29 protein-coding genes and 1 pseudogene are annotated in these 22,083 nt (G+C 63.0%); 13 read left to right on the top strand and 17 right to left on the bottom strand.

The window, feature by feature from the left end; genetic code table 11:
• Positions 1-43: 43 nt before the first annotated feature.
• The 8 genes from FV227_RS21770 to FV227_RS21735 all read right to left on the bottom strand — a co-directional run bounded on the left by FV227_RS21770 (position 44) and on the right by FV227_RS21735 (position 3,637).
• Entirely contained in the window at positions 44-808 is a 765-nt protein-coding gene (locus FV227_RS21770) for a Crp/Fnr family transcriptional regulator (protein ID WP_147859889.1), read from the bottom strand.
• 415 nt (positions 809-1,223) lie between these two features.
• A complete protein-coding gene (locus FV227_RS21765; RefSeq protein ID WP_147859888.1) occupies positions 1,224-1,475 on the bottom strand; it encodes a hypothetical protein in 252 nt (83 codons plus the stop codon).
• Positions 1,476-1,680: 205 nt separating this feature from the next.
• On the bottom strand, positions 1,681-1,863 hold the full coding sequence (locus FV227_RS21760; RefSeq protein ID WP_147859887.1) for a hypothetical protein: 183 nt from the start codon (positions 1,861-1,863) through the stop codon (positions 1,681-1,683).
• Positions 1,847-2,098: a hypothetical protein gene (locus FV227_RS21755; protein ID WP_147859886.1), complete on the bottom strand. Its 252-nt coding sequence runs from the start codon at positions 2,096-2,098 to the stop codon at positions 1,847-1,849. Before FV227_RS21755 ends, FV227_RS21760 begins: the two co-directional genes overlap by 17 nt.
• Positions 2,095-2,514, bottom strand: a complete 420-nt coding sequence (locus FV227_RS21750; protein WP_147859885.1) for a DUF5681 domain-containing protein — start codon at positions 2,512-2,514, stop codon at positions 2,095-2,097. The genes FV227_RS21755 and FV227_RS21750 overlap by 4 nt, the downstream gene beginning before the upstream one ends.
• Before the next feature lie 3 nt (positions 2,515-2,517).
• Entirely contained in the window at positions 2,518-2,805 is a 288-nt protein-coding gene (locus FV227_RS21745; RefSeq protein ID WP_147859884.1) for a hypothetical protein, read from the bottom strand.
• Positions 2,802-3,338 carry a hypothetical protein gene (locus FV227_RS21740; protein WP_147859883.1) on the bottom strand — a complete coding sequence of 179 codons (537 nt, stop codon included), beginning with the start codon at positions 3,336-3,338 and terminating at the stop codon, positions 2,802-2,804. The genes FV227_RS21745 and FV227_RS21740 overlap by 4 nt, the downstream gene beginning before the upstream one ends.
• Entirely contained in the window at positions 3,326-3,637 is a 312-nt protein-coding gene (locus FV227_RS21735) for a hypothetical protein (protein ID WP_147859882.1), read from the bottom strand. Before FV227_RS21735 ends, FV227_RS21740 begins: the two co-directional genes overlap by 13 nt.
• A 121-nt stretch (positions 3,638-3,758) precedes the next feature.
• On the opposite strand from FV227_RS21735, the gene FV227_RS21730 reads away from it, so the two are divergent.
• The gene (locus FV227_RS21730; RefSeq protein ID WP_147859881.1) at positions 3,759-4,109 is read left to right on the top strand and encodes a hypothetical protein; all 351 of its coding nucleotides are present in this window, start codon (positions 3,759-3,761) and stop codon (positions 4,107-4,109) included.
• Between the two features lie 1,098 nt (positions 4,110-5,207).
• Entirely contained in the window at positions 5,208-6,014 is an 807-nt protein-coding gene (locus tag FV227_RS29180; protein ID WP_187274898.1) for a hypothetical protein, read from the top strand.
• Between the two features lie 102 nt (positions 6,015-6,116).
• On the opposite strand, the gene FV227_RS30015 is transcribed toward FV227_RS29180, so the two are convergent.
• The 4 genes and pseudogenes from FV227_RS30015 to FV227_RS21695 all read right to left on the bottom strand — a co-directional run bounded on the left by FV227_RS30015 (position 6,117) and on the right by FV227_RS21695 (position 9,629).
• Positions 6,117-7,298 carry a helix-turn-helix transcriptional regulator gene (locus FV227_RS30015; protein ID WP_246687880.1) on the bottom strand — a complete coding sequence of 394 codons (1,182 nt, stop codon included), beginning with the start codon at positions 7,296-7,298 and terminating at the stop codon, positions 6,117-6,119.
• Complete coding sequence (locus FV227_RS21705) at positions 7,299-7,619, bottom strand: hypothetical protein (RefSeq protein ID WP_147859880.1); 321 nt, start codon at positions 7,617-7,619, stop codon at positions 7,299-7,301. It abuts the gene before it with no gap.
• A 988-nt stretch (positions 7,620-8,607) separates the two neighbouring features.
• A pseudogene (locus FV227_RS21700) lies at positions 8,608-9,030 on the bottom strand (hypothetical protein); the annotation flags it as partial.
• Between the two features lie 5 nt (positions 9,031-9,035).
• Complete coding sequence (locus tag FV227_RS21695; protein ID WP_147859891.1) at positions 9,036-9,629, bottom strand: recombinase family protein; 594 nt, start codon at positions 9,627-9,629, stop codon at positions 9,036-9,038.
• 712 nt (positions 9,630-10,341) lie between these two features.
• Between FV227_RS21695 and FV227_RS21690 the strand changes: the two genes are divergently transcribed.
• Together FV227_RS21690 and FV227_RS21685 are read left to right on the top strand one after the other, a co-directional pair.
• Positions 10,342-10,620 (top strand): pyocin activator PrtN family protein, encoded by a 279-nt coding sequence (locus FV227_RS21690; protein ID WP_147859879.1) that lies wholly within the window; start codon positions 10,342-10,344, stop codon positions 10,618-10,620.
• A 286-nt stretch (positions 10,621-10,906) separates the two neighbouring features.
• Positions 10,907-11,089: a hypothetical protein gene (locus FV227_RS21685; protein WP_147859878.1), complete on the top strand. Its 183-nt coding sequence runs from the start codon at positions 10,907-10,909 to the stop codon at positions 11,087-11,089.
• 1,883 nt (positions 11,090-12,972) lie between these two features.
• Here FV227_RS21685 and FV227_RS21675 read toward each other — a convergent pair.
• Positions 12,973-13,230 (bottom strand): hypothetical protein, encoded by a 258-nt coding sequence (locus FV227_RS21675; protein WP_246687915.1) that lies wholly within the window; start codon positions 13,228-13,230, stop codon positions 12,973-12,975.
• Positions 13,231-13,367: 137 nt separating this feature from the next.
• On the opposite strand from FV227_RS21675, the gene FV227_RS21670 reads away from it, so the two are divergent.
• The gene (locus FV227_RS21670; RefSeq protein ID WP_147859876.1) at positions 13,368-14,648 is read left to right on the top strand and encodes a cation:proton antiporter; all 1,281 of its coding nucleotides are present in this window, start codon (positions 13,368-13,370) and stop codon (positions 14,646-14,648) included.
• Positions 14,649-14,659: 11 nt separating this feature from the next.
• Here FV227_RS21670 and FV227_RS21665 read toward each other — a convergent pair whose 3' ends face one another.
• Together FV227_RS21665 and FV227_RS30010 are read right to left on the bottom strand one after the other, a co-directional pair.
• Positions 14,660-15,775: a potassium channel family protein gene (locus FV227_RS21665; RefSeq protein ID WP_147859875.1), complete on the bottom strand. Its 1,116-nt coding sequence runs from the start codon at positions 15,773-15,775 to the stop codon at positions 14,660-14,662.
• 88 nt (positions 15,776-15,863) lie between these two features.
• Positions 15,864-16,607 carry a helix-turn-helix domain-containing protein gene (locus tag FV227_RS30010; RefSeq protein WP_147859874.1) on the bottom strand — a complete coding sequence of 248 codons (744 nt, stop codon included), beginning with the start codon at positions 16,605-16,607 and terminating at the stop codon, positions 15,864-15,866.
• A gap of 300 nt (positions 16,608-16,907) precedes the next feature.
• Between FV227_RS30010 and FV227_RS21655 the strand changes: the two genes are divergently transcribed.
• The 5 genes from FV227_RS21655 (at position 16,908) to FV227_RS21640 (ending at position 19,204) form a co-directional block, all read left to right on the top strand.
• A complete protein-coding gene (locus FV227_RS21655) occupies positions 16,908-17,180 on the top strand; it encodes a hypothetical protein (protein WP_147859873.1) in 273 nt (90 codons plus the stop codon).
• A 174-nt stretch (positions 17,181-17,354) separates the two neighbouring features.
• The gene (locus FV227_RS29175; protein ID WP_187274897.1) at positions 17,355-17,522 is read left to right on the top strand and encodes a hypothetical protein; all 168 of its coding nucleotides are present in this window, start codon (positions 17,355-17,357) and stop codon (positions 17,520-17,522) included.
• Between the two features lie 140 nt (positions 17,523-17,662).
• The gene (locus tag FV227_RS21650; RefSeq protein ID WP_147859872.1) at positions 17,663-17,986 is read left to right on the top strand and encodes an HU family DNA-binding protein; all 324 of its coding nucleotides are present in this window, start codon (positions 17,663-17,665) and stop codon (positions 17,984-17,986) included.
• 29 nt (positions 17,987-18,015) lie between these two features.
• On the top strand, positions 18,016-18,573 hold the full coding sequence (locus FV227_RS21645) for a chemotaxis protein CheB (protein ID WP_147859871.1): 558 nt from the start codon (positions 18,016-18,018) through the stop codon (positions 18,571-18,573).
• 40 nt (positions 18,574-18,613) lie between these two features.
• A complete protein-coding gene (locus FV227_RS21640) occupies positions 18,614-19,204 on the top strand; it encodes a chemotaxis protein CheB (RefSeq protein WP_147859870.1) in 591 nt (196 codons plus the stop codon).
• Between the two features lie 471 nt (positions 19,205-19,675).
• Here FV227_RS21640 and FV227_RS21630 read toward each other — a convergent pair whose 3' ends face one another.
• On the bottom strand, positions 19,676-20,455 hold the full coding sequence (locus FV227_RS21630; RefSeq protein ID WP_147859869.1) for a TIGR02391 family protein: 780 nt from the start codon (positions 20,453-20,455) through the stop codon (positions 19,676-19,678).
• 8 nt (positions 20,456-20,463) lie between these two features.
• Positions 20,464-20,838 carry a helix-turn-helix transcriptional regulator gene (locus tag FV227_RS21625; protein WP_246687914.1) on the bottom strand — a complete coding sequence of 125 codons (375 nt, stop codon included), beginning with the start codon at positions 20,836-20,838 and terminating at the stop codon, positions 20,464-20,466.
• A 158-nt stretch (positions 20,839-20,996) separates the two neighbouring features.
• Between FV227_RS21625 and FV227_RS21620 the strand changes: the two genes are divergently transcribed.
• From FV227_RS21620 to FV227_RS21610, 3 genes are read left to right on the top strand one after another with little or no spacing between them, the layout of a single operon-like run.
• On the top strand, positions 20,997-21,260 hold the full coding sequence (locus tag FV227_RS21620) for a hypothetical protein (RefSeq protein WP_147859868.1): 264 nt from the start codon (positions 20,997-20,999) through the stop codon (positions 21,258-21,260).
• Between the two features lie 10 nt (positions 21,261-21,270).
• The gene (locus FV227_RS21615; RefSeq protein ID WP_147859867.1) at positions 21,271-21,669 is read left to right on the top strand and encodes a hypothetical protein; all 399 of its coding nucleotides are present in this window, start codon (positions 21,271-21,273) and stop codon (positions 21,667-21,669) included.
• Positions 21,670-21,679: 10 nt separating this feature from the next.
• Positions 21,680-21,895, top strand: coding sequence for a hypothetical protein (locus FV227_RS21610; RefSeq protein ID WP_147859866.1), 216 nt, complete (start codon positions 21,680-21,682; stop codon positions 21,893-21,895).
• The last annotated feature ends 188 nt before the right edge of the window (positions 21,896-22,083 follow it).

Below are 22,083 nucleotides of genomic sequence, written 5' to 3'. Positions count from 1 at the left end.
TGCAGCACGAGCAACGTCTCGACGTTGTCGCGCGCATCCATGCCTAACTTTCCCGGAGCTGGTTCAGCCATGGCTGGCTCCGGCGTGCCCCCCAGCGCGTGTTCTTAAGGTGGAGGTAGTTCGGCGTAAAGCCGCAGAACGACTTGAGCTGCTCGACATCATGGATCGTCAGAACCCGCCGTTTGATCGTGATCAGGCCGAGATCACGCAGCTCTCGAAGCGTACGGTGCACGTGAACGGCGGACAAGCCCATCGCATCCGCAAGCTCCACCTGCGTGAACGGAAAGGGGTAGCTGTCGTTCGTGACCTTCCCCACCGCATCGAGCCGAACCAACAGTTCGCAGAGAAGATGAGCGAGACGCTGCTCTGGGGCACGGCCACCGAGATTGACGAGCCATTCGCGCAGCACCGCCTCATCGACGAGACCGCACCACCAGAAGGCCCGCGTAATCTGCGGATGGGCCTGGGTAATCTCCTCGATGGCCCGACGCGGGATGTCGACGACATGGCACGCGGAGATCGTGCCTATGTTGTGGTCCATCTGATCGAGGATAAATACGTTTAGATCGCAGAAATCCCCTGGAACCAGCAGTGCCATGATCTGGCGCTTGCCGTTCGGAAGCACCTTGTAGCGGCAAGCGAGGCCATCAAGGATCAGATGGACGTGCTCGGGTTCGTCACCTTCTCGGACCAGATCGACGTGTGCACCGATCTGCCGAATGCGCGGCGCCAGGCCATCCAGGGCCCGACGATCGTCATCCGATAGGTCCTCGAAGCCTTCCAGCTTCCGGGTCAGTACCTGCTGCATCACGCCTCGGTAGAACTCAGCCGAAACGACTATGTCGGAGATCCAATATCTCAAATCATCATTTGATGTAAACTTTGCTTTAAGACTGCATTTTTCCTACACCATGCATCGTTTGCAATCTTTCGGGTGCACGTAGCTGAGGGTTCGTGCCCCCGCCCTTCTCGGAACGAGTCTGTGGCACAACTCCGACTGTCCACGTGCCGCGCCGCCCGCTCGTCTGCCGACATCTCCGGGCCGGTGACGCAGAGCACGCCGTTCGTGACGATGCCGAGGCCATCGGCGACCCAGGCCCGCCCGTCCTCAACGTGGATGTCAGGCCCGATGCCTGGCGGCCTATCGGTGAGGATCATGGTCGGCGCGCCTTCGTAGCGACCACTCTCGATGCGGGAGAGGCGACGGCGGAGATCCCCGGTGCTCAATGGAAGCTCCCGTCGCGAGGCTCGTGAACGGCAGTCCATTCGTCGGCCGTCAGAACCGGCGCCGGCAAGGTGAGAACGGGGCCGGACCGGGTGGCGCGACCATCAGCAACCCAGGTCCGCCAGTCCATCACGGCCTCCGCGGTGACGCTCTCGGGATAGCCGCCGAGGTTGCAGATCGCGGTGATGCGGCCGGTGCTCTGGCTGCTCTCGATTCGGTCGAGACGACGGCGGAAGGCATTGGTCGTCATGGCCGTTCGGTGCCTCCTGGCAGGGGTGATGCGCGAAGGATGAGAAGCGGCCAGCCGAGCCGGTATGTGCCCGCGACCATGCGCTCAGCGATCTGCCGCTCGCGACCGTCGTCACTCTGCGGCCTGATAAGGATTGCGGACATCGGGCGGTCGCTACGCCCCTGCTTCGTCCCGATCCGACGAAGGCGGAAGCGGAGGTTGATCGTCATGGGATCAGCCCCTCACGTTGCAGCACGCCGACCGCCCATTCGGCCTGCGCCTCGTCGGGGGCCTTCAGCCAGGCGATGAGGCCCTGAAGCTCGTCGTCGGTGAGGCGGTGCGTGCCGGGCTGCCGGTCGCGGTGACGGCCCTCAATTTTGGCGAGCCGTGCTTCAGTGGTGGCGCGCATCGGAGCCTCCCGCGTCTTCCTCGATCAGAATGGCGAGGGCCGTATCGTCGGCATCGCCGGTTCCGCGCAGGTGCTGGGCCGCGGGGGCGAGACTGCCGTGCTCCGCTCTAAGATCGCCGTAGGCAGCCCGGACGACGGCGTAGAGTTGGGCATCGCTGGCATAGGCGATGTCGCCGGAGAACCCGTGGCGGCTCTCGATCTTGGCAAGGCGTCGGCCGATGGTCGGATGTGTCATCGCGAAGATCGTTCTTCGAGGCGGGCAAGCCGCTCGTGGATGTCCGTGACCTCGATGGCGCGGACATGGGCGTCCACGGCCTTGCCGATGTCGGCGGCCTCGGATGGCGTGAGTTCGCCAGCTGCGATCGCTTGCAGGAGGGCGTGGGTAGCCTTCGGTAGGTCGGCCGTGGTGTCGATCGCCGGTAGGTCGAAGATGACGTGCCGGTCCTTCCGCACAGGCGCGAGCCGGTCCAGGCAGAGGCGCAGTGCAACTGTGTCGCCCTCGCAGGCGAGTTCGATGGCTTTACGGGTCAGGGTCTCGGCCTCGCCTTCCAGCAACGCCTCCATGGCGAGCGTCGTGCGGTGCCGCGTACCCTTCGCCTTGCCGGCTGGGTTGCCGGACTGGCCGGGTTCGAACTTGCCTGCCGTGGTCATGGCCTATCCTACCACGCCATTTTCATAGACCGAACCTATGGCACCTGTTCCCTCATCGGGGCCTGCAAATGCAGGTGGAATGCAGGTCGAGGTTGTCGGATCGGGCTCGGCTCGGGGATCGAGGAATGCCGCCTTCAGCCCGGCGGCGAGGCCGTGGAGCGCTGCCGCAGCGGCCTGCTGCCGAACCTCTCGTGCGTCGTCACGGACCTCGATGGTAACAGCGGCCGTCATGACGGCTTGGCGCGCGGCCTGGATGCCGGCGGCGAAGGCGGCTTGTTCGCGCGGGGTCATGCCGTCTTTCTCTGATCGGCGCGGGCCTTCTCAGCGACAGCGTGTAGGCGCTGAACAACGCCGGACAGCCAATCGGCTTCAGCATTAGTGAGAAGGCCGAGGCGTGCCCATTCCTTCAGACGCCTCCGCTCCTCCTTCGTCAGGATGCGACCGCCCTGTGCCTTGAGGAACGTCCAGTCGAGCATGAGGGCGTGCTGCGCGACGGTAGTCCAGGGCTCGACGCGGTCTTCCCCGAGCTTCATGCCCCAGGCTCGGGCAGGTGCTTCTGGGGCCTTACCAGCGTCGTCGCGAGCGGTCGTCGCTTGTGCTGCCTCGGCCATCATGTCGGCGAAGGTGGACAGATCGAAGGGACGGGGGCCGCTGGATGGTGCCTCAACAGCAGCGGCGAGGGCATGCCAGTCGAGGCCCGCGGCACTCAGCGTCCGACCGATCGCACGCACGGTGGCGACAACCTCGCCGACATGCTCGCTACCGAGCCGCGGCAGGAGCTTGGCGAGCTTCGTGGCGATGTCCGCTGGGATCACGAGCGCCACCCAGGCAACCCGACCCATGCGGCAGCGAGGATCGCCTCGCGCTCGGTGGCCTTCTCTGGTACTGCGGCGTGGATGCGGCTGGCCACGTAGTCGAGCGCATCGCCCCCGCCACCAGCGGTGATCAGCTCCTCGCCCTTCCGCCGGATCGCAGCGGTAAAGGCCTTGGCGGCCGGCGAGCCGACCTGATGGCGTTCGGCAGCGGTCAAAAGCGACAGGATCGCGGTTTCGGCTGCAGCGACCGTGCCGCCGATCGGCGGATCGAAGGTCTGGGTCTCGGTGTGGTCGCAAGGCGATAGCATGGCAGAGTCTCCCGGACCTATTTCTAGAAACGGGTTGTCGTAGTGGCCGGGTCCAATAATCATCGCCGAGGTACCGGACGATCTCGGCGACGGATGATTGGCAGATCGGAGTGAGTAAGTGATGGGTCGGATTTTGGAGGACGCGGAGCTGCAGCCGCTGCTCGCGACAGTGATGAGGCCGTGGGTAGCGGTGATCGAGACTGGTACGCTGGGCATGCGTGAGGCGGTGATCTTTGCAGCTTCCAGCACGGCGGCGAGCCTGAAGCGGCGCGTCGTCGTACCACCCTGGCTCGACATGGCGATCGCCGAGGCTGTGGTAGCGTCTGTCGCCTTCGCAGAAGCCCTCGATAAGCGGGATGCGAGGACGCCCGAACCTCGCGCAGCGGCGCTCGCAGCACTGATGGTGGTGATCGAAAACCTGCGAACAGTCGAGCCGAGCGACGAAACGCGCGCGCTCGGGCTGGGGTGGTGAGCACGTCGCATTAAGGCGATCGGCCCTGAAGCGCGGTCTAGAGCGATAAGGAGGCACCAGTCAGGCCACAAGAATGTGTCCTCTGGCTTAAAGGCTTCGATTTCTAAAGCATCAAATGCTTGCACCTCAATGTTTCTTATCAGGCAAGTGCATCTTCTCCGAGGACGGCACAGGCTAATTGATATGACGCTGACTATTTCGACACAGGGTGCCGTTCCAGCTTTCGACTCAATCAGGTTCCAGGATACGGCTAAGCTCTCGGTAGCGAGAGCTGAGTTTTGGAGGGGCGTTCCCGTCCTCGTCACCTCAAAGGTTCAGCTTGCACAGGGGCAGGATGCGGAGACCCGTCGCGCTGTAATTGGGTACCTGCGCGATCTGGAAGCGGTCGCACGATCAGAATGCGAGTGCCGTGAGACGGTGCAAGTGATCGCGTCAGGGCGCCGGCTGCTTGGGGACAGGACCGAGATGGCCTCAGGAAACGGCCCGTTCAGTCGGACTTGAGCCAGAACGATACTCATGACCGCCATCCCGGCAACCCGCCCCATGCCTCTGTGAGCGCCGCTTCGCGCCCAGCCTGATCTGGAGCGGCCTCGACGACCTGGCGCAACACTGCCTCCATCGCCTCGGGCCCGCCTATTGCAACGGCCTCCTGTCCCTGGCGACGGATGGCCGAGCGGTACGCTTTTAGGGCAGGTCCGACCTTTGGTCCGCTTTCCATCGCGCTCAGGATGGCGATCAGAGCGACGGCGATAGGCGCAGTCTCACGCCAGGGCGGCAGCGGCGCCCCATCGGCAGGCTCGACCTTGGAGGGCTGAAGCTGGTCGGGAGGTGGTAGTGAAGAGTTGCTTCATCAGGGTTCCTTCCGGGGAGCATTCGGTAGCAGCGACAATCGGGTCAGTAGCGGCATCAACCCCGGTCCCTGGTGGGATTTGAAAACAATCAAACAAAATCAAAGCCGCTGCACTTTCAGTTTTAGCGCCTGCCAGAGTGCAGGCTTTTTCCCCTGGGAACCGCAGTTGATTGATCCTGTAAAAAGCGTAGGAGTGTACGTGGGTGAGCTAATGTGTGGTAATATGTTGTTTGAACAGGTGCCCACCCATGACAGTAACAGACGACCAACTGGACCGCTCGAAGCGCCCTCCTCCTACGGAGCGAGAGCAACACGCCATCAAACGGGCCGCTGAACGCTACCGCGCCCGAACCGAACCTTTCGCCTACGGCAACCAAAGCGGCCAGGCGAACAAGCTCGACTGGCGCGGCAAGCATGACGACGATGCGGGCCACCTCCTCACAACGATCGACACGTTCGGTACGGCCTCACCCGAGTTCGCACAGCACAACATCGGCCGTGTGGCGGCCGTGATGCGGGGGCGTGGGGAACAGCTGCCCTCCGATATGGCCTTGAACGCCGGGTTGGCTGCCGTCAGCGGGATTGCCCCCCAGAACGAGGTCGAAGCGATGTTGGCCACGCAGATGGTCGGCGTGCACGAGGTCGCGATGGAGATGCTAACCCGCGCCAAGCTGGCGGACACGACCGATGCGCTGGAGCGGTATGGCGCTCTCGCGACCAAGCTGCTGCGCACCTACACGACCCAGGTTGAGGCGTTGGCCAAGCTGCGGCGCAAGGGCGAGCAGACCGTGCGGGTGGAGCACGTTCATGTTTACCCCGGCGGTCAGGCGATCGTCGGCAACGTCACACAGGGGGGAGGGGCTCACGATGAAAACGGACACCAACCTCATGCACCCGAGCGGACCTCAGGGAAACCAGCCCTTGCCGCTCCTGTCGGCGCCTCGTTGCGGGGCACGGACACGAGCCGGGAGCCCGTGCCAGTCACCAGCGGTGGAAGGGAAGAAGCGCTGCCGGATGCACGGCGGCGCCCACGGCAGCGGCGCACCGCCGGGTAAGCGCAACGGTGCCTACCGACATGGGATGCGCACGCACGAGATGATCGAACTGCGGCGTGAGATCCGTGAGCTGACCCGGATTTCGCGAGAGGCGATCACCGCTTATCGCCCCTGATCACGGACTTCGCGCATCAGCTCGCGCAGACGACGCTGCGCCCACTTGCCGAGCCGGTGCCGACCGCTCTCCACGTTCGCAACGTGCGGTTGGCGACAGCCGAGCCTGGTCGCCAGAGAAGCTTGAGAGAGGCCAAGCGAGCGACGCAAGGCACGGATCTGAACGCCGACGACCACGGGGGCTGGAAGATCGAGGAACAGGCCCAGCTGGAAGGAAGGAAGGGAAGGGGGAGGACACCACCCCGAGGGCATCTGTGGAACTGAAACGACAGAAACGCTGACGTGGCAAGGCTTTGGTCGCTTGAGTACGAACTCAGCGCTGTCCTCCATGATCTCTGCGACACGGCCCTCGTAACGGCAGGGCGTCAGCATGCTGTCATGGATCGGCAGCGCGGGGATACCAGCTGCGATGCAGCGCTGGAGGGCGCGTATCGTGATCCGACTGTCGAGGTTCATCAACGCGATGCCTTGATCGGCGTGAAGGTATCGGGCGATCGGCGCGTTGCGCCGTGCGAGTGCGTGGAGGAGGCCGGCGGTTTGCGTCCTGGTGAGAGTCCACATGGATTTCTTCGCCAAAGCTGCGATCGTTCCCTGAAGGGTCCTCGTGTTCAGAGCTACGTTGAAGGCGAGCTTGCCATGCTCGCGGGAGAACACACCGGTCTCGTAGGCATCCCCCTCCAAACGGCGCCCTTGCATCGCGTAGAGCAACGAGGGGTGCAGCTGCGCGAAGTCCGGCTCGGCCACTGGTTCATCGTCGATCATGAGGCGTTGGCGCCAAGGGCGAGGCAGGTTTTGCCACCAGCCAAAGGCGCGACCGCCGAGGGTAAACGAGCCTCGGTTGAAGACGCGGTAGAGAACGGGCTCAGTTGGACGGTAGTAGGCGCCATCGAGGATGAGGTGATGGCGTGATCGGACGACACCGAAGTCTGGGAGTTCCAGTCGCAGAGACGCCAGATTGGCGTTGATCGCTCGCAGCTCTCGCGCTATCCGCGCGGTCGCATCCGTATCGGGGTAATCGACGAGGTTTCCGTCCGTGTCCTTGAGACGGACCAGTCCCAGCAGCTCCTGGCGAAACTCAACGCTGGCACATGCCTCCACCAAATTTGGCGAGGCCTTGAAGCGTGACTGCCAGCCCAGCTGGCCGGGTGATGCCCGCTCCTCCTCGATCAATCATTGTTGCAGCAGATCCTCGACAGCCGACAGTACGTTTGTGTAGGTGAAAGCTGCGCCGTTGTAGCGCCGCCGGCCAGCGTAGAACGCCTTGCGGCGAGAATAAGAGACGAAGCGTCCTTCCTCGTGGGCGAGCACGGCTTCCGCGATGATACGCTGGCGTGCAATCTCATGCCTTGAACTTCGTGCCGGCGGGAGCACCACCGACGCGATCCGTTCGTCGATCCGCGGACGCCACAGGAAGGTGAGGGGGCGATCGCGTTCGGTAGGGGTCGCAGTGTCTGGTTCGATCGGCCACGACCACTCATCCGTCTGCGCCATTGACCAATCTCAGAGAGCGTATGCGGTTTGCGCTCCTAGCTTAGGCTGACCGTTCGTTCACGTCCTGTTCTATGTGGTGGCCTGTGGATATCTCTGGGCCATCTCCATGCCTTCGATCGTGCAGGTAGCAATCGCACGCAGCTTCAGCACCTAACGTCCGTGCCATCTCGATAATGCGGGGCACAGATGCAGCCCAACGCAGCAGATAGCCTCGTTAACTTATTTACAGTTAAGACAACATCCACTTGACATCTGAATTATACACGATCTGTGTACAACATGTCATATCCATATCTTATTCATACGCAGACGTAAGGACTTATGTCCGCGACAGCATGCAACGCATAGCTCAACATACTGCTATGCATAAAATTGTATTTCTGTTGCACATATAGAACAAACGAAGTTCCATAACTGTCGTTTTACATTCCATACAGGTGCTTATGCGAATAAGGCTGATAATTTAGAGATTGCTTAACTTAGTTCGCGGTTTGAGGCTGGTTTTCAATTGCGATGGAGTTGACAGGAGCAAGAAAGGTTCACGCCAGGGCGCGGGACCGACATTTCGTGAACACGCACTGCGCGCCTAGCACCGTCCTATGCTCTCTCATGCCGGAGGCTGATCCTGCTCTGGCCTCTCATCAGCCTTCGATAGGCTTAGGACGTGAGCTTTTGTCCCACACATACCCATCAGGCTCAGGATGTGGGCTTTTATCCCACACAGCCCCGTAGTGCTGGCGCTTGATGACAAGATCGAGTGGCCCTCGCGTCGGCGCATCCAGGCCCGAGGGATCCACCATGATCCGGTGCGCTCGTCCGACGCTCACTTTGTTATCCGATGAGTTCGACCAGCTACTCGGCCGCGGTCGACAGCGTTGAAAGCCGGCACTGAGACTCCGCTGGAACCGACCAACGATACCAAAGCCGAAACGCCGAAGCACGCTGGACGGCCACGGAAGATCAATGAGCTGTTTGAGAGATCAGGGGGCGAGTAGTGCCCTCGAAACAGGTCGCCCATGGCTCTGCGCCGGAAAAGCGTCCGCCAACGGCGGCGCTGATGCTCCGGCCGGTCATGGTTCACGTGGCAGCGCTGGCAGAAGGCCGCGAGGTTCGCGTCGGCGTTGTTGGCCGTGTCGTGATCCCGATGGGCGGTGGCCAGCACCACCCGGGTCGTGCGGATAGCGCCGAGATCCTCGATCGTCGGCAGAGCTCGGAGCGTCCGTCCCTGCCCGTCGCGCCAAGCGCCGACTGCGGCATCCCACCATCGTCCATCGCCGAGGCAGTAGACCGTCCGCCCATGCGGCCGGCCGCAGGTCTCACAGGCCCCACCCGCGCGTTGGAGGCGAACCGTCGCTGACAGCTGCGGCCAGTCGATCGGATAGAAGTAGCGATGCTCGCGCCGGATCGGCATCGACGTCAGCCCTTCCCGGCTACGGCAGCAGCGTGACTTCGGGCGCGGGCCTGAGGAAAGTAGCTGTAGAACGTATCCCGGCTGATCCCGAGGCGCTTGGCGATCGCCGCAATCGAGATGGTGCCGGTCTGGAGTAGGGCGCGGCCGACCTCGATGTCGGCCTCGGTCAGCTTCTTCGGGCGTCCGCCCTTCCGGCCGCGGACCAGCGCCGCCTTGAGCCCTTCCATCGTGCGCTCGCGGTTGAGGTCGAGGAAGTACTCAGCCATGGCGCCGTGCATCTGCAGGGCGAAGCGCCCGTGGGCGGTATCGCTGTCGAACTGCTCGGTCAGCGAGCGGAAGTGGATCTCCTTCAGTCGAAGGCTGTCGATGGTGCGCATCATCTCGACGAGCGACCGGCCCAGGCGATCGAGCTTCCAAACCACCAGCACGTCAGTGGGTCGCAGGTAGGCGAGCGCCGCCTCGAACTCCGGGCGCTTGGTCCCGGCCTTGCCCGACTTCTTCTCCTCGAACAGCTTCTCGCAGCCGGCCTTGGTCAGCGCGTCACGCTGGAGGTCGAGGTTCTGGTCGAGGGTGGAGACGCGGGCATATCCGACGAGCATGTCGGGATAGTGATTCAACAGCGTTTAATCCGCAATAGAAAACCAGTCATATTTTCCCGACAGAAACGGAGCTGTTTCAGGTAGCTGAGCGATGGCCATCGGTTTCAGTCGGGAAAACGGTCGTTTCTCCGACAGGTCACTGGGGCAAGTGGAAGGGGCGGCTCAGGTCGGATCTCGGTCGATCCGCTCCTCGATGACTAGCGACGACAGGGTCAGTATCTCGCGATACGGCCCTTTTCCATCCGGGGACACGTTCACTGCCCCCTCACCGCCCCGTAGATGGGGGTTCCCCTCTCCATCGACCCCGCGCCAGTATAGCTCAGGCCAATCTGCCCGTAGTGCTCCCACGGGGCTGACGAGGCGGTAATCGGCGATGAAGCTCGGCGCATCAGGGGCCGATAGGCGAACGCGGTAGAGGCAATGATGGTCGAACCCTGTCACGCGGGTGCCATCGCCCCGGAGAGTGTTGGCCTCCTCCTTCGAGAGGAGGACGAAGGCTGAGGCTAGGCGTGAGGGGAGGGCGGGGCAGTGCGTGTCTCGATAGGCTTCGAGTGCAGCCTCACGGATGGCATGATCGTGCCTCCACGCCCAGCGCCGCAGCACGCGCCCCCAATTGCCCGGCAAGATGATAGATCCTGGCCCGAGCCATTGTCCTGCGAGGTGATAGAGCGGAACCGGTTCGGTCATTTGTCCTCGATCTGGAGATCTCGTCATGAACACCGCCTTCATCCTCATGGCACAGTACGGGCCTCGGGCGGTGGTCCCCTTGAGCCTCGTTTGCCGGGACTACTTCAGTCACCTGACGCCGGAGAAACTGGTCCGGAAGGTCTCACTCGGCGAAATCGCCCTCCCTCTGGTCCGGATCGAGGCGAGTCAGAAATCGGGCAAGGGCGTTGGCCTCATGGACCTCGCAGAATACCTCGACCGAAAGATGGAAGCAGCTCGCAAGGAGTGCGCGCAACTTTGTGAGTTGCCCAACAATCCGAGATAGCAGCCCTGCGCGATCGGGGCAGGTGAAGTTCGCTCGCGGGCTGCACTCGTTCCTCGGGCCGGACGGTGCAGGATAGTCGGGTCTGCGCCAAGCGGCATGGCTCCGGCTCGTCCAGCACGACGAGGCCGCGCCGCTCCGTCTTCAGTGCATGTGGTGTGATACCCCTGCCCCTACCGTGCTTCTTGCCGTAGGGCTGCCGTACCTACCGTGCTGCTACCGTTCATTGCCGTTGGTGGTGATCGCGGCGCCATATTGTCGAGGAAGGCACGCCTCGTTACAGCGCGCCATGGACAAGCTCGACGCCCTCCTAGACCGTCTCAAGGCCCATCAGCGGGTGATGATCCTAGCCGCCGCCGAACACGACACGTTGCCGGCCGCGAGCGTCCTGAAGCGGATCGCAGAGCTTGAGAACGCCATCGCGGCGGTAGAGGCGGTGGCCGACGAGGAACGGGGTCGGCGGCGGTTGTAGAAATACACGTCGCCGAGCGGGTCTTGGGAGCAATTTCAGCCCCAGATGAGCGTGCGCGAGACGTCCCGCCCCTCATAACCAAAGCAGAACGCCGAGCATCATGATCTGTAGAGCGAACAAGGTGCCGATCATGATCTTGGCGGCGCGATCGTGATCGGCTTGGGCCCGCCGCTCAGCCTCGGTCTGCATCAGACCTACCCCTCGCACGACCTGTGTAGGCGAGCATTAGGTGTCCAGCGGGGTCCCACACCATTGCGATACGCTGCTTGCTGGACCTGTGCGCTTCCACTTCATAAGCGGCGATTGTGACAGCCTCCATTTCGCTGTCAGCTTCGTAGATCAAAGCTTTCCCGCTGGGCGTACCTGCCGACCCAATCTGCTGTACCCTGACACTGTAAGCCATCGCGCCCTCTCCAGCAGTTGACGCCCGCGCCAGCCGATCGGGGAAATGCCGCCAGCGCGGGCGTTGCCGAAGTTGCAAAGGGGCAACTACGACGGCATAGCGTCGCATAGGTTGTCGCTTTCAAGATTATCAAAAGAGCAAATTAGATAGAGAGTTTCCATGATAAAATGTAATTGTTGACGCATTCAGAGATAATATCATCAAATTATAAGGCGCGCCTTTGAGTCATTGGCATCGTAGGACTGTCGTGGCGGCTTTGCTCAAGTCGTTTCGATCGCTCACGGGTTGTGATCTGAGCCTACCCGCTGTGCGTCTCCTCCCGAACCAACCTCGCCCCGCGGCCAGTCTGGTGCGCGGGGCACTTTGACAGCGAAATCGAGGCCCCGCGGCGGGTAGGCGTAGGGGGCGATGATGTCTAGCGCCTGCTTGGATACCATCACAGCGGATAGACTCTCCAGAAGGGGTCCCACAAAGACCTGAGTTGTGGGTCCGGCCGATTGCTCCAAAGCTCTATCCGGCCTAAAGGCATGTCAATAGTGTTATCTGTGTAGGCTTCTCATCAATATCACTAGATTGCCACTTCACTGCGCTTCGACGCTCAATCAAGTCCATAAGGGCAGTGGTGGTTTTTTCCAAACGGGTTTTCGTAATAGTGACTTCGCTGTCTAGATCGGGACACAACGCTTCGAACAATAATTCTTCGTTAAACGCGCACTCTCTTAAAATTTCCTCGACCTCACAACGAACGGGATCAAGGAACTCTACGCCAAACCCATTATATTCTACGCGGGCTATGCGGCAAGCACGTGGTAAAGTACTCCCGCCAATAGAAAGATCAAAGTTAGCGGGTATGGATCGATCTCTATTGGACTGAACGAAGGCACCCAAAGACGAAATATCAGTAATCGTGCAGCGGACAGGATCGCTGAGTTGCGGAGAAAAGATGCGGCCGTCTAAAGTGCAAGATTGTCGTTGTACTCGCCTTCTTTCTGGCATAGCAAAGTTCCTTCCTATCTCTACCTCTCTATCTTGGAGCAATGCTGATATTGAAAAGTTAATAGCCCCTTAACACGGCCTTTATCATTTTATAGTAATTTTCTTACATTGCGCATAAGTCAGTATTCCGGGAAAAAGCATGCCTTTTCTACGAATTACGTGAACTCGGTATTTCGTAGCCCGGAAGCGAATTTTTTTTTATGCTACCGGTAGATCCTTGAGATCCGCCGTAGTGGTCCACTTCCCGACCGCAGAGCCGCCACCCCTTCGAGGCTTCGAACGGGCCATAAGCCGGCGCAGGCGGTTCCTGTTCTCCGCTACATCGACCTTCACGCGACCGCCCTACCCGAGGCATCACGGACATGATGCAGGGAACTGGCCCGCACCGACCTGTTGTCGTGTGCTCCCTATACCGGGCTGCCTGACGACGTTCGCGACCGCCGCTGGCGCACGTGCGTCGAGAGGCCGGCCGTGTATCAGGTCATCAGCCGCTCCGCAGCATGAGGTCCGGTCGTCGCTCAGCTTCAGTTCGCCACGCATCGAGTTCGGCTTGCACCTTGGCCAACTCCGCCTGCACCTCCTCAAGCCGAGCGTGCATCTCCCCAGCATCGACCGCGGTCTCGACCAGGAGTTCTTGTGCCTCGGCGAGCTGGGCTCGTAGCTCGGCGTTCTCTGTCGCGAGCGCCAGGATCAGGGTTGTAGGTTCACCGCTCATGGCCATCGCTAACACCGGCTTGGCCATACGTCGTCGGCTTTTGATGGAACGATGGCTAACAGCGTCGTGAAGCAATTATTCGCTCGGGTAGATCTATCGGTCGTGACGGCCGCGCAGGAACCGAGGGGCAGGAACACAGACGGTTGGGCCGGGTTCGCCATTCAATGGAAACTTACATCTACGTCGTCGCCGGGTTCGGTGCCCTGGTCCTGCTGACGGCATGGCTGCCGATGGTGCTGCGAGCGCTACCGCTCTCGCTGCCTATCTGCTGCGTCGGTGTCGGTGCTGCCTTGTCGGTCGTTCCGGCCCTTTCTGAGCTGGCGCCACATCCGGGTGAGCACCTCAAGCTGGTCGAGCACGCCACCGAGGCGGTGGTCGTCATTTCCCTGATGGGCGCCGGTCTCAAGATCGACCGACTGATCGGCTGGAAGCGCTGGGCAACGACATGGCGGCTCCTCGGCCTTGCGATGCCACTCACCATCATCACCCTGGCCGCGCTCGCCTCCGCCCTCCTCGGGCTTGGGATTGCATCCGCCTTGCTGCTCGCTGCATCGCTCGCTCCAACAGACCCGGTGCTTGCCTCCGACGTCCAGGTCGGACATCCCTCGGAAGGCAAGGAGGACGAGATGCGCTTCGCCCTCACGTCCGAAGCTGGTCTCAACGACGGCCTCGCCTTCCCCTTCGTCAACCTCGCTATAGCTTTAACCGGTGGTGGCGTCGGTGGCCTGTCCCTTTCGCATTGGATTGCCATCGACATCCTGTGGAAGGTTGCTGTCGGGGCGATCCTAGGGGCCCTTGTCGGTCGGGGTCTTGGCTGGCTGACCTTCCACCTGCCCAACGTCTCGAAGCTGTCGCGCACCGGCGACGGGTTCGTGGCGCTCGGCGTCACCTGCCTTGCCTACGGCATCGTCCAGGCCGTGGACGGATACGGTTTCGTCGGGGTGTTCGCTGCGGCCCTGGCGCTGCGCTCCTCCAGCCGCGGGCACGACTACCATCGCAAGATGCACGACTACGCCGAGGAACTCGAACGTCTGCTGATGATGGTCCTGCTCGTTGGGTTCGGTTTCGCGCTTGCCGGCGGCGGCCTGCTCGCAGAGCTGACGTGGCCTGCTGCAGCATTCGTGGCGTTGGCCCTGCTCGTCGTTCGCCCGTTATCGGGGTGGATCGGCTTGGCCGGATCGGGCCTGCCTACCGATGAGAAGGCGGTGATCGCCTTCTTCGGCATCCGCGGGCTCGGGACGGCGTACTACCTTGCCTACGCCTTCGGTCATGCGCCGTTCGAGGCACCCGACCTGCTGTGGGCCACGGTTGGTCTCGCTGTGCTGGTGTCCATCGTCATGCACGGGATCACCGTCACACCAATTCTCCGCTTCCTCGACCATCGTAGCGGACGCGACACCGAGAGTGGCCAGCTTGAAATCCCCCTGGAGCCGCGGATCCTCTGATCGATAGGTCCTCACGCCTTCGTTCGAGCAAGGCGGGTGTCGAGCAGGTTCCGGAGTACGGCATTAGTGGGCCGCTGTGTCTCGTCGACCAGCACGAACAAGGCTTCAGCGGTAACCACGGCATGCGGTGGCGGATTGCTGTGAGGCTGTCCCTGAGCATCGGCGTATCCGACCGGTGTCCCGTAGTTCGCTTCGAGCACGGTCGAGACCACGTCGGACCATGCCATCCCTTGCAGCGTGACGTCGAAGCGCAGGCACTCGTCGCCCTCGCTGGAGAACAGGCGTTCGACGATCCACTCCGTCCCCGGTGCAACGATGGCGCGGACGATCATCTCCGGGTAGCCGCGTAGCGGCCGGACAATGGCGGAGGCACCCGCTCGCTTCAGTCGATCACGGTTCAGATCGTCCACGCATTCGGCGACGATCCGCGCCGTAATCCCCCGCTCGCGCAGGCGATGAATGATATCGAAGGTACGACTGTCCGAAAGTCGGTCGCCTTCCTGCTCGGCCAGGATGACCAACACCTGTGCATGATCGACGCCCGCGGCCTCCAGCGCGGCAGGATCGTCGAAGCGTCCCTTGAGCTGGACGATGCGCGGGTCGTCTTCGAGGTCCGGCGGCAGACCGTCGGGGAAGGCCTCGGTCAGGATCAGCGAGGATACGTTGGCAAAATTGGCGTGCGAGCGATGCAGCTGGTTGAGGAGACGGCGTAGGTAGTCGCCGGGCTCGTCGGCGGGCGCATTCACGAAGACGATGTGGTCGCGCATATCCCACCTCCACTCGCCTCGGCGCTTGCGCTCGCGCCGCAGGATCCTGAACTCGAAGAAGGCCCCGCCTGCCTGGGTGAGCAGGAAGATGCCCGAAAGGTAGATCAGCACGATGGTGGAGGCACGCCCGGCCAAGGTTTTGGCAGACAGATCGCCATAGCCGGTGGTGGTGATCGTTGTGAAGGTCAGCCATACCGCCTCGCCGAGATCGAGACCTTCGAAGGCTACCATCGCCGCAGCATGCAGGCCGATGAGGATCAGCAAACCGACGAGTGCGAAGCGGATCCGGTTGCGCAGGTCCCGTACGACGCTGCGGCGGAACCGCAGAGGGCTGGTCCGAGATCGAAGCGGACGCGCCATCAGATTGGCTGCCTTCGATCCCGCACCAACAGTCTGATCTCAACCCGTTGTTCGCCAAATCGACCGCCGCGAGTTGGTTTCGGATAGCTCATGCTCGGACACGTCCTTGTCGCATGCCCGGTGAGGCTCTGACAGCAAGGTCACCCTCTACCATTCGACAGCCCTTATGCGGCCTCCAACCCTCTGAATTCACAGGGTAGGAAACAGGAGTATTCGTGCCCTGCGAGGATCTGCACCCACCCCCGGATTGGTGAAGTACGGTAGCGTGACAGACGGATCGGGCGAGCCGCAGCCAGGCCATCCATTCCCTCGACACGACGCAGACCACGTTGGTGTCGTTGCGGAAGCGAGCCACTCGTCGTTCCTCGACCGTCACGTGCCCGAGCCGGCGAGCCTCGCGTAGGGCATTGCGCACCATCGTCTCCGACACACCGGCAACCGCTGCGATATGTCCAACGGCTAGGCGACAGTCGCCCCGCTTCGCCACCTCCACCGCAACCACGGCAAGCACCGACTGCTCGGCCAGGGTGAACTGTGCCGCGAGGGCTGGTGGAAGCCGCCCAGAGGCCGCCCAGCGGCGCCGGCGGGCCATCGAGCCATCCGTACGGGGGCGGGAGCCTACGGCCTTCCTGGGGGCATCTGTGGAACGCTGGTGCAACTCCGTGGGACGCTCGGTCAATTGCCGGGCTTCGATTAGCCCGGACAACGCCTCAGCCTCAGTCTCGGACAGGTGCCCTTCCCCGAACACCTTCCACAGCGCAGCCGTGACGGCCGGCAACGCGGCGCGCGGGGCCGCCTCCGCCTGCCGGCGGATCTCGTAGGCGTAGTCCATCGGTCACGGTCCCTCACGGGCCGCGGTCCAGGGTCCAGGCAAAGCCTTCCCGTTGACGGAAACAGGTTCCGTCTTGACTCCCGAGGGAGGTCATGGCTTGTGGGGGGTATTCACTCCGGCCCCACCAGGCCCCAGGTTTTCAGCAGCCTCTTCCTTGCCGGGAAGGGGCTGTTGGCTTTTCAGGGTCTATCTCGCGGCTTCGATCTCCTGATGCCGGCTTACGACTCGCCATAGGGCGCGTCATAGCCGGACATGGCATGTCGGCCGGCAGGCACGGCTAAGTCAACGGGACGGACTGACATGAGCGAACGCGTAACGGACCCAGCCTACTGGATCACCGCGAATGGCCTAGACGATCCCGAGATGGCTGAACTCGTCCTGACCGCCCTGGTCTCGCCGGGAGACTGGGGCGTCGTCACGGTCCGCGAGGAAGACGGGGGCAAGCTCATCACCGGAGCTGTAAGCTCGCTGTTCATCACCGGCGGCGAGGCGGAGATAGAGTTCTCCATGCTGCTCAGCGAGTACGCCGAACGGCCAAGGGCGACGAGGCTTAATGGGCACAGATCAATCTAGGGTGAAGCGGTCGAACCAACCTCAACGCAACCCACCCTCGGTCATTATTGATAACTAGGACTTATCGGTGGTGATACCGTACCGTTGAGGTTGTCCTGATGGGCACGCCTGGCCACGTCGCGAGAGGATCAACCTCGGACCTCATATCGTTTCTTTCCATACCAGGGAGCAGACATGTCCGAGACCGAACGCGAATTCATGGCACGCATGAGGGCACCTGCCTTGAAGCTGGTGGCCCCCGCCCCGCGTGACGTCACTCGTTTCCAGCGCATCGAGAGCGAGAAGCGGTGGGATCGGGTGTTCAAGAAAATGGCGGACCAGCCACCCGTTGGTACGCCCTAGCATGAGATGATCGGATCGATGTCCGTCCCTCGATGGTGCCGCGCTCGCATAGGGCATTGGCCAACCGCTCGATTTCGGCACAGTGCCAGCGAACCAAGGCGAGACTTGCCACGCGGCGCGGGCATCCTCATTCCGGCGCCATGATCCGATCCGAACTGGTCCAGCGCCTCGCCGACGCGAACCCCCGTCTCTACGCGAAGGACTGCGAGGCCGTGGTCGATGCCATCATAGGCCGGATCGCAGACGCCATCGCGGCCGGCGATCGCGTCGAGCTGCGTGGGTTCGGGGCCTTCACCATCGTGGAGGCACGAGCGCGGGTGGGGCGCAATCCGAGAACCGGCGCCCCCGTTGCCGTCAAGGCCAAGGCCAAGCTGTGCTTCAAGGCCGGCAAGGACATGCGGGACCGGTTGAACCCAGCAGCGTCTAAGCGGTGCATAGGTCGGTGGTTCGCAGATCGAGTCTGAACCAACCTGGGGTGGCGCAATTGAGGGGCATGGGCCCCATCGTCGTCATCGCTGCCTCCGCTGGGGGCCTTACACCAATCAAACAGATCGTGGCCGCGCTGCCGGCATCCTGCTCGGCATCGGTTTTTATCGTCTGGCACACCGGCAACCGTCCCAGCATCCTGCCGGAACTCTTGAACATGACGAGCCGCCTGCTCGTCGGACACGGGGAGGATGGCGAGCTCATCCAGGCTGGCCGCGTCTACGTCGCCCCTCCCGACAAGCACATGCGGTTGGGTTTCGGTTCGATCTGGTTGGATCAGGGAAGCAAGGTTAACTTCACCCGTCCCGCCGCCGATCCCTTGTTCATCTCAGCCGCTGAGGACTACGGCGAGCGCGTCATCGGTATCGTGCTCAGCGGCTACGACGGTGACGGAGCGGATGGTTTAGCTAGGGTCAAGCAGCGTGGCGGCTTGGCTCTTGTCCAGAAGCCCCAGGAGGCCGAGCAGCCCTCGATGCCCTGGGCAGCGCTCATGGCTGATCATCCTGACGCCAGCCTGCCGGTCGCAGAGATCGCCGCTCGCGTGGCTGCGTTGACGCAAGGTTGAGCAACCATAAATTTGGCCGATGGTGTGCTACGCTCCGCAGATGAACGCCGACAGCGTCACGTCCTGGTTTGTCGCCGTTGGTGCTTCGGGCGCCGAGGGCCTCACCGATATTAAGGCGCTGCTGCAGGCCTTGCCCTCGGATCTGCCCGCCGCGGTGCTGATCGTGCTCCACCGCTCGTGGGACCACATTAGCCACCTGCGCGAAGTGCTGGCTCGGGACTCGAACCTGCCGATCGTCATCGCGGCGCAGGGCGAGCGCTTCGAGGCGGGGATGGCCTATATCGGCGAACCGGCCGATCACCTTACGCTCGCTGCCAGAAGCTTCGGCGAGATCGTAGACGATCCGCATCGTCTGCACGGCAACCGCACGGTGGACTTGCTCTTCCGCTCGGTCGCCGCACATGGCGGGCACAAGATGATCGGCGTGATCCTGTCCGGCTCCCTAGATGACGGCTCACGCGGTCTCGCCGCCATCCACGCTGCAGGTGGCTTGACGATGGTGCTGACGCCGGACAACCAGCCGGGACCCGGCATGCCGGAGAACGCTATCGCTTACGACGGTCCAATCGACGTGATCGGCAGCCTCCACGACATCGCAGCTGCCATTGAGAAAGCGGTCCGGCACCAGTGACTGTAGGAGCAGGCCCGTCCCCCGATCTGATCACGGGGTGGCGGGTGCGTCGTCTATCTCACCAGCGAACCGATCCTGAGCCCGGCTTGCCGGTAAGGTGCCCGCGATCGGTTAGCAGACTGTCACCCGGTGCCAGCGGAAGGGTTTCAGTATGGGAAGCCACGTGAGGCGAGGCAGTCGAGAAAAGGTTCAAGCTCGCCCGTCATCGCGTCGGCCGACCGGGCGGAACGCGAGTATCCAGGGCGTCCAGCCACTCGTCGATTGAGCGAGCGCCGGGTTCCCCCTTGCGGCGGTCTATCCATTGGTCGAGGTCGCGGCGGTCGTACCGCTGCACGGTGTCTACGCCGAAGCGGATCGGGCGCACGTCGCACTCGCGCTGAAACACGACCACCGAGAGGCCGCAGTACGATGCCGCCTGCGCCCTGGTGAGCAGGCGGGCGGCGGGAAGGGGCACCGCCTGCCGCGTCATACTCAACTGAACACGCTGTTGCAGTCCGAGACGATCCGCAGGAGGTGGTTCGCCAACATGATGATCTCGAACGCTTCGTCGGGATCATCGAGAGCGACCCGCCGATGCGACTGTGGGTTCTTGTAGGCAGCGATAGCCCCAGCAAACAGCGCGGACCGCCCTTCCTGCTCTGCAAGGGTCGCGTCTTCATCCCTGAGAACGCCCCGCTTCGGATCGAAGGCCGTGCGCATCAGGTGCACCCCGATCTCGGTGGCCGGCAGATTGGCCGCCTCTCGGACGGCGATCTCAACCGTCTTCATGGCCTCGAACACCGCCGTGTCGTACTTCCCGCGGTGGAACAGGCTCCACACGTCCTCACGGATGGCGGGGTGCAGCGCTTCCTTCGGCAGCATGCGGGTGGTCAGGCCGAGTTGTGGTTGAGCTGCGAGCCGACGCCCCTTCCGGCTGACCTGTCGGTTCTTCTGGTGGAACTCCTCGCCGCCACCCGTCAGGTTGACCAGAACCGGCATGAGGAGTCCTTCCCTCTCTAGCCAGGCCCACGCTTCCGCGATGGCTTCCTTGACCTCGGGATGGCGCTCGGCTGGGTACAGGCTTCTGAAGCCAGAGCGACCGTCCGCGTACTGAACGGGCGCAAAGGCGAAGCCGAGGAAGGTTTGAAGGGCGAGAGGTATGCCCGGCATCATCGAGGGTCGCGCCAGAGTCGGCAGAAGCCTCAAACCGATCTCCTCCGGCTCCAAGGCTAGGAGCACGTCGGCTTCGTCAGGCAATCCCTCGAAGTGCATGCCCGACTCTATCCCTCCGCGCCGCCGTCGTTCTCGCTCGTGAGTTGATCCGGGCGCAGGCCCTCGTCCGGCTTGGTGCTCTCTCGATCCGTGAGCCTGACGCCAGCGCCGTCCCCCCTCCGCTTGCGCGTCCGAATGTTCGCCGGAGGGTCACGACGAAGCCGAATGCCAGGCAGACCTCCGTTCTCAGGCAGGAACATCGCCCCTTCGCCTTCGAGAGCCCTTTGCAGGCCGTCGAGGGTCATTGAATTGGCGCTGAGGGGGCCATCGAGTCGTTCCAGCCGCTTGATCGTTTCCGCTGACACCCCGGACAACTCGGCGAGTTCGCCTTGCTCCATTTTCAGCATGGCCCGAGCCGCCCGCAACTGTTCCCCGGTCAACATCTAACACCTATCATGTAAAAAAGTACGCGTTGAGTGTTGACGCGCTATCGGGATGGGCTTACACGATAAGGGTAAGTTCTGAACCTTTCAAGGCCGCTCCGATGCGCTACGCCAATCTCATCCCTGCCTCGCACATCGCCCGCAGCGCCGACCCTCGCTTGACCGCCGATGCCCGCCGCGCCGTCATCACCGCGAAGGCCGCCGTCGTCTCCGCCACCGAGAGCGCCAAGCGCTTCGCTCGCACCGAGGCGCTGGTGAACCGGGACGGCACGTTCAACCGCTCCAGCATCATGCGCGCTGCCATCCGCTCGGCTCAGGCCCGCATGGAAGTGACCGGCGACGCCTGGGGCGTGTGCATGTCCTACGCGCTCAAGGGCGCCTGGGCCGCCGCCAAGTCCTCCCGCGCCTACCGCGCGCACTGAGGGGGTCGCCATGCTCGCCACCGCTCACGCCACGGTCGCGCCTGCCATGTCGGCCGACCCCGTGTTCGCCGCGATCGAGACGCACCGCGAAGCGCTCCATGTCTACGAGGCCGAAGTCTACTACCAGAAGCGGGAGCAGAAAGGCCGGTGGGTCTCGAAGGAGGAATTCCGCGAGGCAGCCGACATCTACGACACGATCACGTCCAGGCTCGCCCTCAGCCCCATCGAAACGCTCGCCGGCCTGCGTGCGCTCACAGCCTATCTCGCCAGCCTGAACGCCTATGGGCAGGTGGCGGGGAACGCCTGCCTCTACGCAATCGAGGTCTGGCACCTATCGGACGCGATGGCGACGATCGCCGAAGCGATGGCCCGGCTGCTGCCGGCCGACGCTCCGACCTCGACGCACTGAGGCCGGACCGATGGCCGACCTCTCCCGCCGCACCATCCTCGGCGCCTTCCTCGTCGTCGTTGCTTCGCGGATGCCCGCCCTCGCCTCTGATGGCGTGCTGCCGGCGATCCGCTGGGCCGAGACCGCCGACGCTGCCTATTCCGCATCGGGCCATGTCGCGGCCGACCTGGCTGCCGCCGGCCAGCCCATACCCGCTGGCTGGCCCGCCTCGACCTCTACGCCCTGACGCCGACGACGCCCGAGACCGCCGCGGCGCTGGCCGCCTACCATACCGCCCGCGGCGAACGTGCCGGTAGCCCTGGCGCTCGACGTGCCGCCCGCCGCCGGCTCCGCAAGGTGTTCGCCCGGCCGGGTGCCGCGCTGCCGCCTCGGCCGACCTGATCGGCGCCCAAACGGGACCCACCCCTTCCAACT

It is taken from the genome of Methylobacterium sp. WL119, from assembly GCF_008039875.1.
Lineage (GTDB): Bacteria > Pseudomonadota > Alphaproteobacteria > Rhizobiales > Beijerinckiaceae > Methylobacterium.
The sequence above is the reverse complement of the archived record's forward strand: the minus strand, read 5'-3'. Positions and strand labels throughout refer to the sequence as shown.

Excerpts from the sequence above, each read along its gene's own strand:
- FV227_RS21770 (WP_147859889.1), bottom strand. The coding sequence starts at position 808 with ATGCAGCAGGTACTGACCCGGAAGCTGGAAGGCTTCGAGGACCTATCG.
- FV227_RS21765 (WP_147859888.1), bottom strand. The coding sequence starts at position 1,475 with ATGACGACCAATGCCTTCCGCCGTCGTCTCGACCGAATCGAGAGCAGC.
- FV227_RS21760 (WP_147859887.1), bottom strand. The coding sequence starts at position 1,863 with ATGCGCGCCACCACTGAAGCACGGCTCGCCAAAATTGAGGGCCGTCAC.
- FV227_RS21755 (WP_147859886.1), bottom strand. The coding sequence starts at position 2,098 with ATGACACATCCGACCATCGGCCGACGCCTTGCCAAGATCGAGAGCCGC.
- FV227_RS21750 (WP_147859885.1), bottom strand. The coding sequence starts at position 2,514 with ATGACCACGGCAGGCAAGTTCGAACCCGGCCAGTCCGGCAACCCAGCC.
- FV227_RS21745 (WP_147859884.1), bottom strand. The coding sequence starts at position 2,805 with ATGACCCCGCGCGAACAAGCCGCCTTCGCCGCCGGCATCCAGGCCGCG.
- FV227_RS21735 (WP_147859882.1), bottom strand. The coding sequence starts at position 3,637 with ATGCTATCGCCTTGCGACCACACCGAGACCCAGACCTTCGATCCGCCG.
- FV227_RS21730 (WP_147859881.1), top strand. The coding sequence starts at position 3,759 with ATGGGTCGGATTTTGGAGGACGCGGAGCTGCAGCCGCTGCTCGCGACA.
- FV227_RS29180 (WP_187274898.1), top strand. The coding sequence starts at position 5,208 with ATGACAGTAACAGACGACCAACTGGACCGCTCGAAGCGCCCTCCTCCT.
- FV227_RS21705 (WP_147859880.1), bottom strand. The coding sequence starts at position 7,619 with ATGGCGCAGACGGATGAGTGGTCGTGGCCGATCGAACCAGACACTGCG.
- FV227_RS21695 (WP_147859891.1), bottom strand. The coding sequence starts at position 9,629 with ATGCTCGTCGGATATGCCCGCGTCTCCACCCTCGACCAGAACCTCGAC.
- FV227_RS21690 (WP_147859879.1), top strand. The coding sequence starts at position 10,342 with ATGAACACCGCCTTCATCCTCATGGCACAGTACGGGCCTCGGGCGGTG.
- FV227_RS21685 (WP_147859878.1), top strand. The coding sequence starts at position 10,907 with ATGGACAAGCTCGACGCCCTCCTAGACCGTCTCAAGGCCCATCAGCGG.
- FV227_RS21675 (WP_246687915.1), bottom strand. The coding sequence starts at position 13,230 with ATGGCCAAGCCGGTGTTAGCGATGGCCATGAGCGGTGAACCTACAACC.
- FV227_RS21670 (WP_147859876.1), top strand. The coding sequence starts at position 13,368 with ATGGAAACTTACATCTACGTCGTCGCCGGGTTCGGTGCCCTGGTCCTG.
- FV227_RS21665 (WP_147859875.1), bottom strand. The coding sequence starts at position 15,775 with ATGGCGCGTCCGCTTCGATCTCGGACCAGCCCTCTGCGGTTCCGCCGC.
- FV227_RS30010 (WP_147859874.1), bottom strand. The coding sequence starts at position 16,607 with ATGGACTACGCCTACGAGATCCGCCGGCAGGCGGAGGCGGCCCCGCGC.
- FV227_RS21655 (WP_147859873.1), top strand. The coding sequence starts at position 16,908 with ATGAGCGAACGCGTAACGGACCCAGCCTACTGGATCACCGCGAATGGC.
- FV227_RS29175 (WP_187274897.1), top strand. The coding sequence starts at position 17,355 with ATGTCCGAGACCGAACGCGAATTCATGGCACGCATGAGGGCACCTGCC.
- FV227_RS21650 (WP_147859872.1), top strand. The coding sequence starts at position 17,663 with ATGATCCGATCCGAACTGGTCCAGCGCCTCGCCGACGCGAACCCCCGT.
- FV227_RS21645 (WP_147859871.1), top strand. The coding sequence starts at position 18,016 with ATGGGCCCCATCGTCGTCATCGCTGCCTCCGCTGGGGGCCTTACACCA.
- FV227_RS21640 (WP_147859870.1), top strand. The coding sequence starts at position 18,614 with ATGAACGCCGACAGCGTCACGTCCTGGTTTGTCGCCGTTGGTGCTTCG.
- FV227_RS21630 (WP_147859869.1), bottom strand. The coding sequence starts at position 20,455 with ATGCACTTCGAGGGATTGCCTGACGAAGCCGACGTGCTCCTAGCCTTG.
- FV227_RS21625 (WP_246687914.1), bottom strand. The coding sequence starts at position 20,838 with ATGTTGACCGGGGAACAGTTGCGGGCGGCTCGGGCCATGCTGAAAATG.
- FV227_RS21615 (WP_147859867.1), top strand. The coding sequence starts at position 21,271 with ATGCTCGCCACCGCTCACGCCACGGTCGCGCCTGCCATGTCGGCCGAC.
- FV227_RS21610 (WP_147859866.1), top strand. The coding sequence starts at position 21,680 with ATGGCCGACCTCTCCCGCCGCACCATCCTCGGCGCCTTCCTCGTCGTC.